The sequence below is a fragment of the Exiguobacterium sp. SH0S7 genome, from assembly GCF_004337195.1.
Classification (GTDB): Bacteria; Bacillota; Bacilli; order Exiguobacteriales; family Exiguobacteriaceae; genus Exiguobacterium; species Exiguobacterium aurantiacum_A.
The window spans coordinates 1-16,527 of the sequence record NZ_SJVA01000022.1; the positions used below are offsets into that span (position 1 = coordinate 1).

Genomic DNA, 16,527 nt, shown 5'->3' on the forward strand with positions numbered 1-16,527 from the left:
TTCCAGCATACGTAGTGCACTCAGTTTTTGTTCAATCGAATGCCGACTTCTCGCCATAAAAAAACACTCCCCAATTGATAAACAGATTTGTTATTTCATCTGTCTACCTATTGGGGAGCATATCAAACGTTCAGCCGGGTCTCTTTGAATTAGTTCGATGAACGCATGAATTGATGAATGCCGGAAGCAGTCGCATCAGCCATCCGTTGACGATATGTCGTACTCGTCAGATGAGCGCGATCGTTCGCATTGCCAATAAATCCGTATTCGACGAGCGTCGACGGGACGGTATTCTTTCCGACGACATACACGTTTTGATACTTCACGCCACGATTACGGATCGTCGGGATCCTTACACCGAGTTCACGGTTGATGGCCGCGCCTAAATTGCGACTCGCCGAGACGTAAGGGTTCGTCGTGTAGCTCTCGGTCGTTGGGACGAGCACTTCATGGCCATGGTAGGCCGTACTCGGTGCCGAGTTGGCATGGACGCTTATAAAAGCGCTCCCTTTATAAGACTTTGTCAACGAGACGCGCTGGGCGAGGGATAAGTAGCCATCGTTTGCACGAGTCATTTTGACGTTATAGTTGTACGTGCTCGATAGTGTGTTCGCCAAGCGCTTAGCGATGTCGAGTGCAATGACTTTCTCTTGGACAGATCCGTAAACTGCACCAGGATCGTTCCCGCCATGACCGGCATCGATGACGACGGTGCGTCCTGATCCGGTTGAAGTAGTGGGTGTCGTCGTTGTGCCCGCTTTCAAATAGCGCGCTGCGACGTAGCCGGTCTTCCCACCGTAAGAGACTTTATACCACGAGCCATATGTCCCTCGGTAAGTCACCTTACGGCCAGATGGGATGGTAAGCAATACCGTTCCGGTCGTCGAGGCACTCTTCCGCAAGTTCAAGTTGACAGTCGTCGTATAAGCTTTTGTCGAGCTTGTCGTTGTCGATGGACTTGAAGCTTTTAAATATTGTGAGGAGACGTAACCGGTCTGTCCGCCATACGTCACTTTGTACCATGAACCGTATGTGCTGACATAAGTCACTCGTTTCCCTGTTGGAATCGTCAATAGAATCGTACCTCTCGTCGAGGCGCTTTTCCGTAAATTTAAGTTGACGGTTGTCGTATAGGCTTTCGTTGAACTGGTCGTCATCGTCGAAGCGGTTGTCTGCTTCACATACTGTGAAGCGACGTAGCCGGTCTTGCTACCGTAAGAGACTTTATACCACGAGCCGTACTTGCTTATGTATTTGATCGTCGCGCCTGCTGGGATTGTCAGAAGGACTTTGCTCCAAGTCGCTGCACTAAGGCGAAGATTTAAATTGGCTGTTGTTTTATATGTAGTGGCCGCTTCGACACGAGTTGATTCAAATCCGGTCTGTGAAAGCTCGAGCGGTACGACTGCTGCGCCAGTGAAGACGAGGGATGTGCTAAGTAAGAGTTTTAAATGCCAAGGTGTTTTTTCTATGTTCAATCGTGATTCGCTCCTTTTTCTTGAATCTTTGAAATAACGATGAAATGAAATCGTCTTCATGTCTTCGCTATTATATAAGTAAACAAGAAAAAAATGGAGATTAATATGTAAATTATTTATCTTTTTTTAAAAATAGAACGATAGTCGCATTTGGAATAAAAAAAAGAGACACGAAGATAAACTAAATTATCTATATATCTATCTATAAAAACACCTCAAGAAAGTTGGACTCTTAAGTCCGAACTTCTTGAGGTGTTCATGTAAGAAACGCTTTTTAAAATTAGATAAGGCGTGGAAGCTCTTCAGAAAAGGGTTTAGCTGTTTCTACTGCTTGAGTAATACGTGGAGCTTCTTCAGCAAACTTTCTGATCGGTGATTCAACTTTAGTGATGCGTGGAGCTTCTTCAGCATATTTTAAAACTGGAGCTTCGATTTTGGTAATACGTGGAGCTTCTTCTGCTAGTGGTTTAAACGAACTTCCTAGTAGAAAAATTGCTGCTGCGATAAAAAAGAATCCTGTTGCTTTTTTCATGATCAAATTCCTCCTATGTGTATTGGTTTATGTGGATAAGCTATGATCCCTAGTATGATGTTGCTCAGTAGTCAGAGAGGGGAGATTCTAGCAATGTGTAGATTGCTTCAGATTGTTGAGCAATCCGTGATTCAAAATCTCCGATGAATTGTTGTGGCATGTTCGGTTCATAGAGAGTAACTTTGTCAGACTCTTCTGTCGTAGCAGATGACAAAATTGGAACATGGGCTTCTTGACTGAGCAGTGTGCTGCAAAGAGGAGGAAATTGATTTTCAAACTGTTGGAGCGGTTCAGGTCGCCAACAGATTGATGCTTCTGGAAGAATGTATAGGATGTGTCCTTCTTTCAATAAAGATAGACACTGGCTAATGACACTTTGTTGCTCCTGTTCAATGTTGATATAGCCGAACTCCTGAAAATGTTTCTCATAGACGGTTTTTGAACTGCGCTTTAGAATAGAGAGAGACAGTTCAGGCCCAAGAATATACAGCTTTCTATGAGAACGATTTTCTTGAAGCGTTCTAGCAATCAGTTTCGGTAAAGCCTGATAGTAATCAATTTGAAACGCGTTAAGGATAAAGCCTTTAGATGAACGTAACAATTGGGTCAGATATTCTAATCCCTCGAACTGTTTAGTGTCAGCATAGGAATAGGAAGCCTTGAAAGAAGACGCTTGCTTAGACTGGAAGTATATTCTAGGCTTAATGTAATCTTCTGCAAGTAAAAAGTTTAATTTACCCATATGACATATTCACCTCCATTGACTTAAATTCCTTTTATTCCTTCAAGTTGAATCTTTATACCTAAATTTCTCTTAAGTGATTACTCTTTAATAGTTAAATCTTATCATGAATTTCCTATCGGTCGAACTGTGAGTTGTTGGGAAATTTTCAGTCAAAAGGCCTGTTTATTTATATGAAACGTTTAAATTTTCCTGGGTTCGAAAGAAATAGAGGGTTGATAACGAAAAAACTGTCTGATATTAGGGCAAAGGGGCTACTGCTTATAATGGAATATAACTATGGAAACCTAATTAAAGTAGAGCGAATGAGAAAAAATATGAAACAAACCGTTTTAGCCCGAGGGATTTGTTCAGTTTCTTATTTAAGTAAAATTGAAAATAATCAAACTTCTCCTAGTGAAGAAGTTCTGGAACTTATTTTTGATAGGTTAGATTTGGATGTACCACTTTATTTTGACTTTAGTAATCAAGTGGAGAAAGTAAGAAGTGAAATTCGAAGTCTACTAAAAGAAGCAATCTTAAATCGTAATGATCAAGAAAAGCAAAATATCATTAAAAAATATATAGAACACCCAGCTGTCAAACAGTCGAAGACTTTGTATATTACTTTAATGGTTACTCTAGCAAGATTCGGTATGATGCCTGGTGGTGATGAGCAATATGTTACAGAGGTTGGTTGGATTGAAGACCAGTTGACCAAAGATGATCAGTTAAGATACACAATTATAAAGGCTCTAAAGATGTTTCAAAAGAATGAGAAAGAGATTGCCTTTGAACTTGTAGAAAAATTAAACGAAGAATTGGCGGGTTCAGGAATACCTGATTGGGAAGTTGCTGATATCCGTTACATCATGGGCGGACTTTACTATAAATTTACAGATAATATTCAAGCAATTGAAAATGTGAAATTTGCACTCGTTTATTTCCAAGAGAATTTTTGTTTAGAGAGAATTGTAGAATGTCATTTAATTATTGGTCTATCTTATAAGAGGAGAAAGCGTTTTTCTGATGCGTTATCTTACTATCAGAAAGCGATTAAAGTGATAAGTGCCACGGATTTAAAGAATTATTATGGAATGCTTTACAACAATATGGGTGAAATTTATTCTCTGCTTGGGGAGCGAGATAAAGCTCTGCAGTATTTTATTGAGAGTTTTGAATATAAAATTGAGGTGCGAAGTAAACTATACAGTGTTTTATCATTAATTGAAGTTAACTTTGATCAAAGTAACGAAGAAGGAGTGGTGGAATGGTTAGCAGTAGGATATGATTTAATGAAAAAAGAAAATGAAATAGAGGAATTCAATCATCATTTTGATATATATTTGAATTATTTCAAAGAAAAAAATGTAGATGAGCTGATTTTCAGTTTGAAAAAAGCAGTCTCATATTTCGAATCTCATGATGAATACATGTACACAAAAAAATATGCATTTTGGCTTGCGCGAGAACTAAGAGAAAACGGCAAGTACAAATTAGCTACTGAATACTACGAAAAAGTAATAGCAATTATGTCGCAATCCGAATAACGTCTCCCAAAAGGAGGCGTTTTTTTATGCACAAAAAAAGAGACGCCCGAATCGTCTCTCTCATGGTGTAGTAAAATAGTGGACCGTCCAAAACGATTCATGGAGAAGTGACTCTTGTTCCGCATGGCCTGCCTGTACTTGTTGGATCAAGTGGATGATGTGCTTTTGCAGGTTTGCATCGTGGGAACCGCTATGGAGGATATGATCCTCGTTCGCAATGATGTAGAAACCACCCAAGCGACGCGGAATGTGATTTCTCACGATGGATACGGCAATCTGGAGTTCGGTTTGTCCACCTTGAAGTGGAACGTTTAAATCAAAACGTCCCCATTGTTTAAAGTCACCTAATTCTGAAAACGCGGGTGGGTCCTGGTGATCCAACTTGATGACCTCCAATCGTGTGTCTCTCTTCTTCCTTAGTATATCTTCTTTTCTGTGAAAGACGTGTAAGAATATTGGCGTAGGTATAACCGAGTGAACGAATTCTGTTCCGTTGCTATTGTTTTTCTATATTATGCCAAAAGATTCCTTTATTAAAAAGAAAAAAGCGGTGAAAAAACACGATTGGCTGCAATGCCAATCGTGTTCATTGATGAATCGCTTCTTTTAAAGTAGGTAATTCACAGATGAACGTGCTGCCTTCACCGTAAACTGATTCGACATGAAGGTGGCCTTCATGTGCTTTAGTGATTTCTTTACAGATGGCAAGGCCAAGCCCGGTGCCGCCGATTTTACGACGATCCGAATTGTCGACACGATAAAATTTTCCGAATAAGTTCGGCAGAGCGGACGAAGGAATTCCGATTCCGTTATCGCGTACTTTTATGACGACTTGATCGTCGATCCGTTCGAGCGAGACGAGGACGTTGCCGCCTTCTGGTGAGTATTTGATGGCGTTGCTGAGCAAGTTGCCGAGTAGTTGCTGCATCCCGGCGAGATCTGCCTCGATTTGAAAATCTTGGGCCGAGTCGGCGTCGAGGTGAATATGGTGCAGGTCGGTCGTCTCTTGGTAGAATGTGATGCTGTCGCGTGCTAGTGTATACAAATCGACATGTTCCCACTCAAAGGTTTGTTTCCCGGCCTCCATCTTTTGAAGGTCGAGGAAGTCGCTGACCAAGTAGGAGAGACGTTTCGCCTCGTCATGAATCGTCTTCAAATACAATTCACGGCGGCTGTCTTTCAAATTACGTTCGAGCATCAATTCTGTGAATCCGTAAATCGATGACAGCGGTGTCCGTAATTCATGAGACACGGTCGAGACGAGCTCAGACTTCATTCGGTCGATTTCGGTTTCAGCCGTCACATCACGTAAGACGAGCATCGTTCCGTGAAGCGTCTCGTCCCGGTAAATACTCTCCGCGTACACTTGAAGGTAACAATCCCCCTGGTCGAGCGAAATCGAAAGTCCGTCTACCGGAGGGTCTTGGTTGAAGACGCGTTCGACATAGTCGATGAACAACTCGCGTTGGTCGACGCGTTCGGCCAACTGTTCGATATCAATCGAGACGGTGGCCAATTCCTCATAGCCTTTGTATTCGAACTGAAGCTCATCGAACATGCGCACGAAAGCCCGGTTACCGACGACGGTCTGTTCTTCGTAGTTCAAGTAGAGGATCGCTTCGCGCACCGAGTTGATCAATTGGGCCGTCTCTTTCCGGTCTTGTTGCATCTGACTGTAAAGGCGTGTCCGTAGCAAGGAAATCGCCAATTGATTCGCGAACGCGTTCAATTCCGACTTTTCACTCGCATCGAACTGTTCGTCATAACAAGCGAGGTAGAGGCACCCGATCATCTTGCCATCAGACGGGTCCTTTACCGGGATGGCCGTCTCGTGTATATAGTAAGGATAATTGTGAACATCGTCGGCAATTTTTTTCGACGTGGCCTCGAGTGCTTGTGAGGTCATGGTACGTTGTAATAAATATGATTTTTCGATTAAGCTCTCTTGTTGCTCCTCGGTCATTCCATTTGGGACGACCGAATGGATTTCTCCGTCCTTGACTAGCATCAACGCCCCGAATTCTGCTTCGGTCAACAAGACGATTTTTTCGATGACTGAAGAATAGTCGAATAACGATTCCTTCGAGGCGAGCACTTCAATCAATTCGTTTCGGGATTGTAGTTTGGTCTCATTTTGTTTTGATTCCTCGAGCACTTGTTGCGTCTCTTGCTGCTTCGCGTGCATGTTTTCGTTTTGAGCAGCCATCCGTTTGATGAGCGGTCGCCCGATTAATAAAATAGCTCCGATAAACATAACTAACCCGACTACCCAAATCCAACGTAGCGACATCAGTTCGCTCGACGAGACTGTCCCGTCTCGAACGACCCAAGCTCCGATCCCGGTCAAAACGAGGCTAGCGATACATACTCCGTATAAGATACGGAGTATTTGGCGACTGTCCAATTGTTCAATCCACTTGCCCATAATACGCTCTACTTCCTTCCTTTTTTGAAAACCACTCCACTTCATTCATCAAATAATCGAAATATACATAAAGAGAAATCGTCTGAAAACCGAACTGCTCATGTACTGTGAAATCGGCTGATTTTCTTTTTCTCTAATTAACACATCTAGACGGATATACCCCGAATTTAATAATCCTACACATTCCGATGCGTTTACGTTTGACATCGTCCATTCGAAACAGCTAGCTTGAAAGTAACAATATAAAGAAGAGGTGGATTATGTTATCAATCGATCCGACTGCATTGACTGAACGAGACACGTATAAGTTTTTAATCGGGAGCATCGTCCCGCGGCCTATTGCTTTTGTGACGACGCGCAACGGTGATGTCGTCAATGCTGCCCCATTCAGTTACTTTAATATCATTGCGTCAAACCCTCCGCTCGTCTCGGTGTCCATCCAACGAAAAGACGGCGTCATGAAAGATACGGCTCGGAATGCAGTTGCGACTGAGGAACTCGTGATTCATATCGTCGATGAGACGAATGTCGCACTCGTAAACGAGACGGCGGCGAGCCTAGGGCCAGAGGAAAGTGAGCTCGACCGGACGACGTTCACGCTCGAACCGAGTGACGTCATTGAAACGCCGGGTGTCAAAGAAGCGAAAATCCGGATGGAGTGTAAACTTCATCATCACGTTCCGATTGAACATGACGGAAAAGTGACTGCCGATGTTTTAATCGCCCGTGTCGTCCGTTTTCATGTCGATCCCGAATTGTATCAAGCCGGGCGCGTCGACGCAGCGCAATTGGCACCGGTCAGCCGTCTGGCTGGTGATTTTTATGCCAAACTCGGTGAACAGTTCGAGATTGAACGACCTAAATAAATATCGAAGGCGCCGCTCGTTTTGGAGAGAGGGCGCCTGTTTTCGGGTAAAGAACGGAAAGCCGATTCGTACGATGTATTTCTTTCATTCAAGCGGCTCAATATGTCACAATAAAATCAGAACATTCGAATTTCGGAAGAGACAGGAACAAGAGAAAAAGGGGAGTCGGCCATGTCTTATCGTCCAGCCATTCAATCGATCATCACCGCCATTGAGACGGTGATCGTCGGAAAAGAAGATGTCATCGCGAAAAGTTTGACTGCTTTGCTTGCCGGAGGTCACGTGCTGTTAGAAGATGTCCCGGGTGTCGGGAAGACGATGCTCGTCCGTGCCTTCAGCCGCGCCATCGACCTTAACTTTAAACGCGTGCAATTCACTCCAGACATGCTCCCGTCCGATTTGACGGGCATCTCGATGTATAACCAAAAGACGAAAGAGTTTGAATATCGTCCCGGCCCGCTCATGGGCAACATCGTCCTAGCCGACGAGATCAACCGGACGTCACCGAAGACGCAGTCGGCGCTCTTAGAGGCGATGGCGGAGCGCAGTGTGACCGTTGACGGCGAAGTGAAGATTCTTCCGTCGCCGTTCTTCGTCATGGCGACCCAAAACCCGATCGAGCATGAAGGGACGTACCCGTTACCGGAAGCCCAACTCGACCGTTTCCTTCTCAAAATCGAGATGGGCTATCCGTCATTCAATGAGGAGATTGCTTTGTTGACCCGCTTCGAGAAGGCAGAACCGTTAGAAGCGTTGCAAAGTGTCATCTCGAAAGAAGAAGTGGAACAGATGCAGCGTGAAGTACGCGACGTTCACGTCTCGAGCGCGGTCAAGCAGTATATCGTCCGCTTGATTCATGAGACGCGGAACGACCCGTTCACATACCTCGGCGGAAGTCCGCGGGCGACGCTCGCTCTAATGAAAACGGCTCAGGCGTGGGCATACATCCATAACCGTGATTTCGTCTTACCGGATGACGTCAAAGCACTCGCTGGTAACGTGCTCGGGCACCGGGTATTGTTGACGGCGGAAGCGCGCTATAAAGGGAAGACGTCAGAGCAACTCGTCAAAGGGTGGCTCGACACACTTCCCGTCCCGATGGATCGCGAGGTCAAGGAAGTATGAAAAATTGGATGAAGCTGTTCCTCGTCTGGGCGGCGGCATTCGGACTTTATGCATTCGCTCGCATCGAGGGGAGTATTGTCGCGTCGACGCTATGGTGGTCATTTTTCGTCTTGACCGTGTACTGGACGCTGTTCATGGTGTATCCGGTCACGGCGGCGAACGTGTCTCGTCGCGTCACGACAAAACGGCTCGTCTCTGGGCAGACGATGGACGTGGCACTTCGAATCGAACGGAAGTACCCGTTCCTCGTCGGTGTCGTCACGCTTGAAGAGGCACCGCCATCACGCTTGGCCGAAGTGACGGATCCGATCGTCACTCCGGTCGATCGTTTCTTTCGACGTAGTGAGACGATCCATTATGAGATTGAACACATTAAACGAGGCATTCATGTGTTTGACCGGACACTCCTTCACGTGCGTGACGTCTTTGGGTTATTCGACCGTAAACGGACGCTTCGGATTGAGACGGTCGTCGAAGTCTCCCCGGCTGAACTGCCTTTCGATTTGCCGCGCGATGAACACGTCGGCGGACGGGGCGAGCAATATCGGCGCACCCGGACATATACCGAAGTCGCCAATACGACGAGCGGTGTCCGTGAGTATGCGGCCGGTGACCGTATCGGCCGGATCGATTGGAAAGCGTCGGCCCGTCGAGACAACTTGATGACGAAGACGTTCGACCAGGAACAAGAAAAGAAACTATCGCTCGTATTCGTGCCGTCGGCTTCGGCTGGGCATGAGGAAGCGTTCGAACGTTCGCTGTCACTGCTCGTCGGGGCGATTCGGCAACTCGAGCGCAAAAACTTGCCGTTTGAACTGTACGTCATTGAAGAGCAGGTCCGCTTGTTCCACTTGCCGGACCAAAGTGCCGAGCTTGGGCATTATCTGTTGACGGCGACGCCGGAACCGGAAGCCCGTCTCGTCGAGCGGGTCAAGCGCAACATGCCGCAAGAGACGGGCAACTTGATTTTGATTAGCCCGTTCGAGACGAAATGGGTGCGCGAACTCATGCATGAGACCCAAGGCAGCTATCATCTCTATACGGCGAATGAGGTGACGACATGACCGAGTGGGTGAAGCGAATCGTTTATACGGCCCTGGCCGCTTACTTGTTGTCATTTTGGGTTGAACCGATCGTCGGAAGCACGACGTTTGATGTGAACTGGCCGTTTTTATTTTTGTTGCTCGTGCCGATGTTTGCGAGCCTGCTCCCTTGGTACGGCTTTATCGCTGTCGTCGTCCTCAACTTTTTTACGGTCCTCTACATCTATCACGGCAGTTTGCTCGACTGGTTCGGACTATGGCTCGACGACTTGACAGGTGTATTGAGCGGGGCGCTGCCTGAAGAAGCGATTTTCTTCTCGGCGATGGCGCTCATCGGTGTCTTGTTTGCCATTTTGGTCGGTCGGACGTACCCGAGCTACGGCTTCGTTCTCGGAATGATCGTCTCGACGCTTGGATTGATGGCGTATTTTGACACATGGACGCTCTATGATGGTGAAAGTAATATCCTATTCGCCATCTTGGCATCGCTCTTTCTCTTGTTCGTGACCGATGTGGCGAAGCGTCCGAGCAAATCTCTCGTCCGTTACGTCAGCATCGGCCTGCTAGCTGCGGTTGTCATCGTACTTGGCAGTGTGTCTCCGACAATCGAAGGGGACTGGTCTGATCGATTGACGACGAGTTTCCAAAACGCGGTGAACGAGGGCGGTTCGGGGAGTGGTCGCGTCGGTTATGGCGTGAACGACGAACAGCTCGGCGGTCCGTTCGAACAAGATGACGGCATCGTCTTCATCGCACGGGGTGTGCCGGCCCGCTATTGGCGCATCGAGGCAAAAGAGATTTATACGGGTAAAGGATGGGTTGAATCCCCTGTCCTCGATTCTGACTATAACCGGGGGCAGCTCGTCGACGATGAGGTCGATACGACCCCGGAACAGGCGTTGCTCCGATTTGACCGTCGCCAGTCGTTCGTCCCGTATGGCGGGGAATACCCGCAGGCAGCGGAGACGGAGAGTGGGACGGAGTTCCTTGTCGGAGACATCGAAGAGTCGTTCCCGAATGAGACGATCCACATTCGCCCTTCCGGAAAAATCGTATTCGATAATGACGGACAAGTGACGCCGGAGACGATTCAGTTGCGATACAGCGTCCCTTCATTTACAGAACAACAACTCGAGCTGAACGAACCGGTGACGACGTTGACGGACGAGGAGCAACAAGCTTATTTGCAGTTGCCGGATACGCTACCGGACCGGGTCCGTGATTTAGCGGTCGAGATTATGGCCGACAGTGAGAACCCGTACGAACAAGCGCAAGCGATCCAAGCCTTCTTCCAGTCAGGTGAGTTCCAATATGACACGGAAGATGTGGCAACCCCTGAAGGCGAGACCGACTATGTCGACCAGTTCTTGTTCGATACGCTCGTCGGGTACTGTGACAACTTCTCAACATCAGCTGCCGTGCTCCTGCGGGCGAACGGTGTCCCAACGCGTTGGGTGAAAGGCTTTACGATGGGGGATACACGCGGAGTCATCCAAGGTGAGGAAGAATATACGGTCCGAAACCGCCACGCCCACTCGTGGGTCGAGTATTTCGTGGAGGGGGCTGGTTGGGTGCCGCTCGAGGCGACGATCAGTTTCTCTGACGCTAGCTTGTTGCAAGTCGAGACGGAATCGGACACGCAAGCGGATGATCCCGTGGCGAACGACCCTCAGGCGAACCAAAATGATCAACAGACGAACCGTCCGCAAGAAGACTTGGCGCTCGACGACGTCGTGACAGGCGAGACAGCGGCCGAGTCGTGGAACATACCGGTTTGGGCTTGGGTGCTCATCGTTTTTGCAGCCGCCTTGCTCGTCTGGAACCGCAAGTCACTCGAACGATTGATCATGGTCCTCTGGTGGACGAGACGTCCGCTCAATGAACCACGTCTCGTGGCGATGCATCGTTATCTCGTGAAACGGCTTCGCGGCGCCGGATTTAAAGTTGAGGGCCGGACGCCGTCCGAGCTCGCGGCCGAAGTCGATGCGTACTATGAATCGGACGAAATGACGCGCCTGACGCGCTTGTTCGAACAGAGCCTTTACGCCGATCAAACTCCGAATTCAAAATATAAAGAATATTGGAAAATCATGATTCGCCGAATTATGAGTTGAAGTGAACGGGTGCATACAGTAAGATAGACGCATTAGTTAGACAATTGAACAAAGCATTCCTTCGTATATACTCGCGAATTGGCGCGAGAGTCTCTACCGGACCACCGTAAATGGACCGACTATGAAGGAGCACGTTTCGTATACAGAAAAAAGGGCGTGCTTCTTCTTCGGTTTGGTGAATCCGGGGGAGAGGCTCGCTCTTTTTTTGAGATGAAGGCAGAAAGGTGGAGGTTTTGTGAAGATAGAACAAGAAATGATTTTGGTGCTCGACTTTGGAGGACAGTACAATCAGTTGATCACACGCCGAGTGCGTGACCTTGGGGTGTACAGTGAGCTTCATTCCCATAAGATGACCGCTGCCGAGATTCGTGAACTTGCCCCGGCCGGTATTATTTTCTCGGGCGGACCGAACAGCGTTTACGCGGAAGGTGCGTACCGCTGCGATCCGGAAATCTTTGAACTCGGCATCCCGATCTTTGGGATCTGTTACGGCATGCAGCTCATGACGCATCACTTCGGTGGACGCGTCGAACGTGCGGCTCATCGCGAGTATGGGAAAGCGACGCTGTTCTCGACACCTGAAGCATCTGCCCTCTACAAAGGGTTACCGGTTGAGCATACGGTTTGGATGAGCCACGGTGACCTCGTCATGGAAGCACCGGAAGGGTTCATCGTCGATGGTACGAACCCGTCTTGCCCGGTCGCCTCGATCAAAAACGACGATCTCAAAATGTATGGTGTCCAGTACCATCCGGAAGTACGTCACTCGGAGTACGGCAACGACATCTTGAAAAACTTCATCTATGAAGTGTGTGGTGCCAAAGGCGAGTGGTCGATGGAGAACTTTATCGACATCGAAGTCGAAAAGATCCGTGAGATCGTCGGCGATAAACAAGTCCTCTGCGCTTTGTCTGGCGGTGTCGACTCATCTGTCGTCGCAGCACTCGTCCATCGTGCGATTGGGGACCAGTTGACGTGTATGTTCGTCGACCATGGTTTGCTCCGTAAAAACGAGGCGGATAGCGTCATGAAGACGTTCGCAGACGGATTCAACATGAAAGTCATCAAAATCGATGCGCAAGAACGTTTCATGGCGAAACTAGCCGGCGTCTCGGATCCGGAACAGAAACGGAAAATTATCGGCAATGAGTTCATTTACGTGTTTGACGAAGAAGCGTCTCAACTCGTCGATATGGACTTCCTTGCCCAAGGGACGCTTTACACGGATATCATCGAGAGCGGTACTGACACGGCGCAGACGATCAAGTCGCACCATAACGTCGGTGGCCTGCCTGAAGATATGAACTTCACGTTGATCGAGCCGCTCAACACGCTATTCAAAGATGAAGTACGGGAACTTGGTACGGAACTCGGCCTTCCCGAATACATCGTTTGGCGTCAGCCGTTCCCGGGACCGGGTCTTGGCATTCGCGTCCTCGGTGAGATCACAGAAGAAAAGCTTGAAATCGTCCGTGAGTCGGATGCGATCCTTCGCGAAGAAGTGAAGAAGGCTGGACTCGAACGCGATATCTGGCAGTACTTCACCGTCCTCACACCGATCCGTTCGGTCGGGGTCATGGGCGACGAGCGGACTTACGACTATGCGGTCGGCGTTCGTGCCGTCACGTCGATTGATGGGATGACGTCGGACTGGGCGCGTATCCCGTGGGACGTGCTTGAAAAGATTTCAGTTCGAATCGTCAATGAGGTCAGTCACGTCAACCGTGTCCTGTACGACATCACATCGAAGCCACCAGCAACAATCGAGTGGGAATAAACTTGAGCAGAGGGGAATCCCTCTGCTTTTGTCTATTTCCGAACATTTAACGAAAAAACATTAATAAAATCCGTCATTTTGTTGACATTCGATTTTAACGCTGATAAGATAAAAACGTTCTTATTCATATCCGAACAATCAAATTAAATTTTGCCGTATAATATCGGGAATATGGCCCGAGAGTCTCTACGAAATCACCTTAAATGATTTCACTACGGCGAGACATATATAAGGGGACGTCTGTCCCTGTATGTTTCGCGTGGGGTCCTCGGTCATTGATCGGGGACCTTTCTCGTTTTACGGCGAGCCAAGGAGGAAAACCAATGAGCACACAGCTCAAGCAAGAACCGAAACATCAACCGTCAGAAAGCCGGATCGAACGTCACTTCCAGTTGAAAGAACTTGGAACGAACGTTAAAACCGAACTCGTCGCAGGATTCACGACATTCCTCGCGATGGCGTACATCTTGTTTGTCAACCCGAACGTGCTCGGGGCTGCTGGGATGGACATGGGTGCCGTCTTCGTGGCAACCGGTCTCGTCGCACTTATTGGATCGGTCACGATGGGGCTATTCGCCAACTATCCGATCGCCATCGCGCCAGGTATGGGGCTTAACGCCTTCTTCGCCTACAGTGTCGTCATCGGGATGGGCATCCCGTGGCAGACGGCGCTCTCAGGTGTACTCGTCTCAGGATTGTTCTTTATCGCTTTGACGCTCTCAGGTATTCGTGAGACGGTCGTTAACGCGATTCCGGCTCCGCTTAAAATGGCGGTGGCGGCAGGGATTGGTTTCTTCATCGCCTTCATCGGCTTGAAAAATGCTGGAATTGTTGTTGCGAACGAAGCGACACTTGTCGGCCTTGGGTCGCTCGGGACAGGAACTACGCTTCTCGCGGTATTTGGTCTCGTCGTCAGTGCATTGTTGATGGCTCGAGACATCAAGGGTGGAATTTTCATTGGGATGTTGTTGACAGCCATCGCAGGAATGATTTTTGGTCTCGTGCCAACACCGACTGCAATTTCAGATGTTGTATCGATGCCGCCAAGCATGTCTTCGACGTTCGGCCAAGCATTCATCAACTTCGGTGATGTTTTCACGCTTCAAATGCTCATCGTCATCTTGACGTTCTTCTTCATCGACTTCTTTGATACGGCAGGAACGCTCGTTGCTGTTGCACGTCAAGCAGGAATCATGAAAGAAAACAAAGTGCCGCGTGCGAGTAAGGCGCTCATGGCGGATTCGACTGCGACGGTTGCAGGTGCGATTTTTGGTACTTCGACAGCAACTTCATACGTGGAGTCATCTGCGGGTGTAGCGGCGGGTGGTCGTACAGGGTTGACTGCTGTGTTCGCAGGTCTCTTCTTCGGGTTAGCGTTGTTCTTCTCACCACTCTTAGCAGTCGTCACGGCACCGGTTACGGCACCGGCACTCATCATCGTTGGGGTGTTGATGGCCTCAGCTCTCCTCGATATCGATTGGAAAAAAATCGAAATCGCAGTTCCGGCATTCTTGACGATTATCATGATGCCGCTCACTTCATCGATTGCTACTGGGATTGGACTTGGGTTTATCCTTTATCCGCTCATGATGATCGCGAAAGGGAAGACGAAAGAAATTCATCCAATCATGTACGGGATGCTCGTCATTTTCCTTGCTTACTTCATGTTCTTACCGCACGCATAACGTGACTAAGGCCGACTCGATCAAGAGTCGGCCTTTTTGTATGCAGTGTTTTCTGGCAGGAACGGGTCATACATCGTGAGTGCGTGGTTTTCGGTGATGAACTCGTTGCGCAGCAGTGTCCCGCCCCACCATTCCTTTGTGAAATGGTGGTTTTGTTCGTATATTTTATAACTAACGGCCGGCGGGATGTCGGACCGCCATTCGCCGACAAGTTCATTTCCTTCTATATATAGAAGTAATTGATATGTTTGGGTTGTCTGATTCGTAATTTGCAGATCGAGATAATTGTATGAACATGTCGCCCCGCTTTCGAAAGGTTGATCACGTCTTGAGTCCAGAAAGACATCGTAACTGTGCCGATAGCGTTCGGTGACAGTGAGGGGACTGTGCAACGTGATCCAGTAAATTAAATTTGGCATAAGCCACCGCCGACACCGGTTATGATTTTTCCATAGTGAAGAATCATTCCGTCGACATAACCTTTCCGTTTTGTCGGTCGTCCGATTGACTTCCAGTGAAATCATACTTCACCAGGGTGGACGATTAAATTATTGAGTTGTTTGATCGCGATATTTAACTTGATCACTTTGTTTCGTTGCATTTCCATATCGACATCACGGAGTTTTCTGTATAAAGGTGTGCGATGGGTGTGGATCAAATGAGGTAACGACGTTTTACTTTTCGTGGACGCATAGTGCTTCTAGTCCGGAGACTTCGCTTGAGCGTATCTGCTTGTGTCCCAGCCCAGATACGTAGGGGCGACCTGTGTTTTGGTTGTAGTTGGTGCATGGTGTGGCCGCCTTCTGTGAATAAGTATAGGGAACGTATTCAAGTAGCGGAGAGTGATTCCTTCCTTAGTAATAAAGAGAAGATGAATTTTTCTAAAGTTTTTTTAGAATAATGCTTGCCAGGCAGTTTGGAGGATGATATAGTTATCTCTGTTGCCAACAACGCTTTCGGAAAACGAGAAAAAAGTTGTTGACATGATTTGAAAAGAAATGTTATTATCATTTAGTCGCTAAGCGCGACAGACGAACTTTGAAAACTGAACGATGAGGCAAAAAAAAGTTTTACAAGTTTTGAATGAAGCGCAAGCTTCGTCATTTTCAAGAGCTATATCAAATTCTTTGGAGAGTTTGATCCTGGCTCAGGACGAACGCTGGCGGCGTGCCTAATACATGCAAGTCGAGCGCAGGAAATCGACGGAACCC

Annotated in this window: 12 protein-coding genes, 1 rRNA gene, 1 pseudogene and 2 riboswitches; of the genes and pseudogenes, 8 read left to right on the forward strand and 6 right to left on the reverse strand. The window is 47.7% G+C overall.

Annotated features, from left to right (window positions below):
- Positions 1–149 precede the first annotated feature (149 nt).
- The 3 genes from EVJ22_RS15025 to EVJ22_RS15035 form a co-directional block, all read right to left on the reverse strand.
- Positions 150–1,478, reverse strand: a complete 1,329-nt coding sequence (locus tag EVJ22_RS15025) for an N-acetylmuramoyl-L-alanine amidase family protein (protein WP_071399048.1) — start codon at positions 1,476–1,478, stop codon at positions 150–152.
- 280 nt (positions 1,479–1,758) lie between these two features.
- Complete coding sequence (locus EVJ22_RS15030) at positions 1,759–2,010, reverse strand: hypothetical protein (protein ID WP_071399045.1); 252 nt, start codon at positions 2,008–2,010, stop codon at positions 1,759–1,761.
- Between the two features lie 64 nt (positions 2,011–2,074).
- Complete coding sequence (locus tag EVJ22_RS15035; RefSeq protein ID WP_071399044.1) at positions 2,075–2,752, reverse strand: hypothetical protein; 678 nt, start codon at positions 2,750–2,752, stop codon at positions 2,075–2,077.
- Positions 2,753–2,925: 173 nt separating this feature from the next.
- Between EVJ22_RS15035 and EVJ22_RS15040 the strand changes: the two genes are divergently transcribed.
- A complete protein-coding gene (locus tag EVJ22_RS15040) occupies positions 2,926–4,281 on the forward strand; it encodes a helix-turn-helix domain-containing protein (RefSeq protein WP_233589744.1) in 1,356 nt (451 codons plus the stop codon).
- Between the two features lie 60 nt (positions 4,282–4,341).
- Here the strand turns inward: EVJ22_RS15040 and EVJ22_RS15045 are convergent, their stop codons facing one another.
- Together EVJ22_RS15045 and EVJ22_RS15050 are read right to left on the reverse strand one after the other, a co-directional pair.
- Complete coding sequence (locus EVJ22_RS15045) at positions 4,342–4,662, reverse strand: hypothetical protein (RefSeq protein ID WP_131441758.1); 321 nt, start codon at positions 4,660–4,662, stop codon at positions 4,342–4,344.
- 205 nt (positions 4,663–4,867) lie between these two features.
- Positions 4,868–6,706, reverse strand: a complete 1,839-nt coding sequence (locus EVJ22_RS15050) for an ATP-binding protein (protein ID WP_233589745.1) — start codon at positions 6,704–6,706, stop codon at positions 4,868–4,870.
- A gap of 260 nt (positions 6,707–6,966) precedes the next feature.
- Between EVJ22_RS15050 and EVJ22_RS15055 the strand changes: the two genes are divergently transcribed.
- The 6 genes from EVJ22_RS15055 (at position 6,967) to EVJ22_RS15080 (ending at position 15,316) form a co-directional block, all read left to right on the forward strand.
- The gene (locus tag EVJ22_RS15055) at positions 6,967–7,572 is read left to right on the forward strand and encodes a flavin reductase family protein (protein ID WP_131444253.1); all 606 of its coding nucleotides are present in this window, start codon (positions 6,967–6,969) and stop codon (positions 7,570–7,572) included.
- A 171-nt stretch (positions 7,573–7,743) separates the two neighbouring features.
- Positions 7,744–8,697 carry an AAA family ATPase gene (locus EVJ22_RS15060; RefSeq protein ID WP_071399040.1) on the forward strand — a complete coding sequence of 318 codons (954 nt, stop codon included), beginning with the start codon at positions 7,744–7,746 and terminating at the stop codon, positions 8,695–8,697.
- Entirely contained in the window at positions 8,694–9,761 is a 1,068-nt protein-coding gene (locus tag EVJ22_RS15065; protein WP_071399039.1) for a DUF58 domain-containing protein, read from the forward strand. Before EVJ22_RS15060 ends, EVJ22_RS15065 begins: the two co-directional genes overlap by 4 nt.
- Positions 9,758–11,854: a transglutaminase domain-containing protein gene (locus EVJ22_RS15070; RefSeq protein WP_131444255.1), complete on the forward strand. Its 2,097-nt coding sequence runs from the start codon at positions 9,758–9,760 to the stop codon at positions 11,852–11,854. The genes EVJ22_RS15065 and EVJ22_RS15070 overlap by 4 nt, the downstream gene beginning before the upstream one ends.
- Positions 11,855–11,895: 41 nt before the next feature.
- Positions 11,896–11,996: riboswitch (purine riboswitch) on the forward strand.
- Between the two features lie 111 nt (positions 11,997–12,107).
- Entirely contained in the window at positions 12,108–13,631 is a 1,524-nt protein-coding gene (guaA, locus tag EVJ22_RS15075; RefSeq protein ID WP_071399046.1) for a glutamine-hydrolyzing GMP synthase, read from the forward strand.
- Positions 13,632–13,764: 133 nt separating this feature from the next.
- A riboswitch (purine riboswitch) is annotated at positions 13,765–13,866 on the forward strand.
- Between the two features lie 88 nt (positions 13,867–13,954).
- Positions 13,955–15,316 carry an NCS2 family permease gene (locus EVJ22_RS15080; protein WP_070329110.1) on the forward strand — a complete coding sequence of 454 codons (1,362 nt, stop codon included), beginning with the start codon at positions 13,955–13,957 and terminating at the stop codon, positions 15,314–15,316.
- 20 nt (positions 15,317–15,336) lie between these two features.
- Here EVJ22_RS15080 and EVJ22_RS15085 read toward each other — a convergent pair.
- A pseudogene (locus EVJ22_RS15085) lies at positions 15,337–16,105 on the reverse strand (VanW family protein).
- Positions 16,106–16,440: 335 nt separating this feature from the next.
- On the opposite strand from EVJ22_RS15085, the gene EVJ22_RS15090 reads away from it, so the two are divergent.
- A 16S ribosomal RNA gene (locus tag EVJ22_RS15090) occupies positions 16,441–16,527 on the forward strand; the annotation flags it as partial.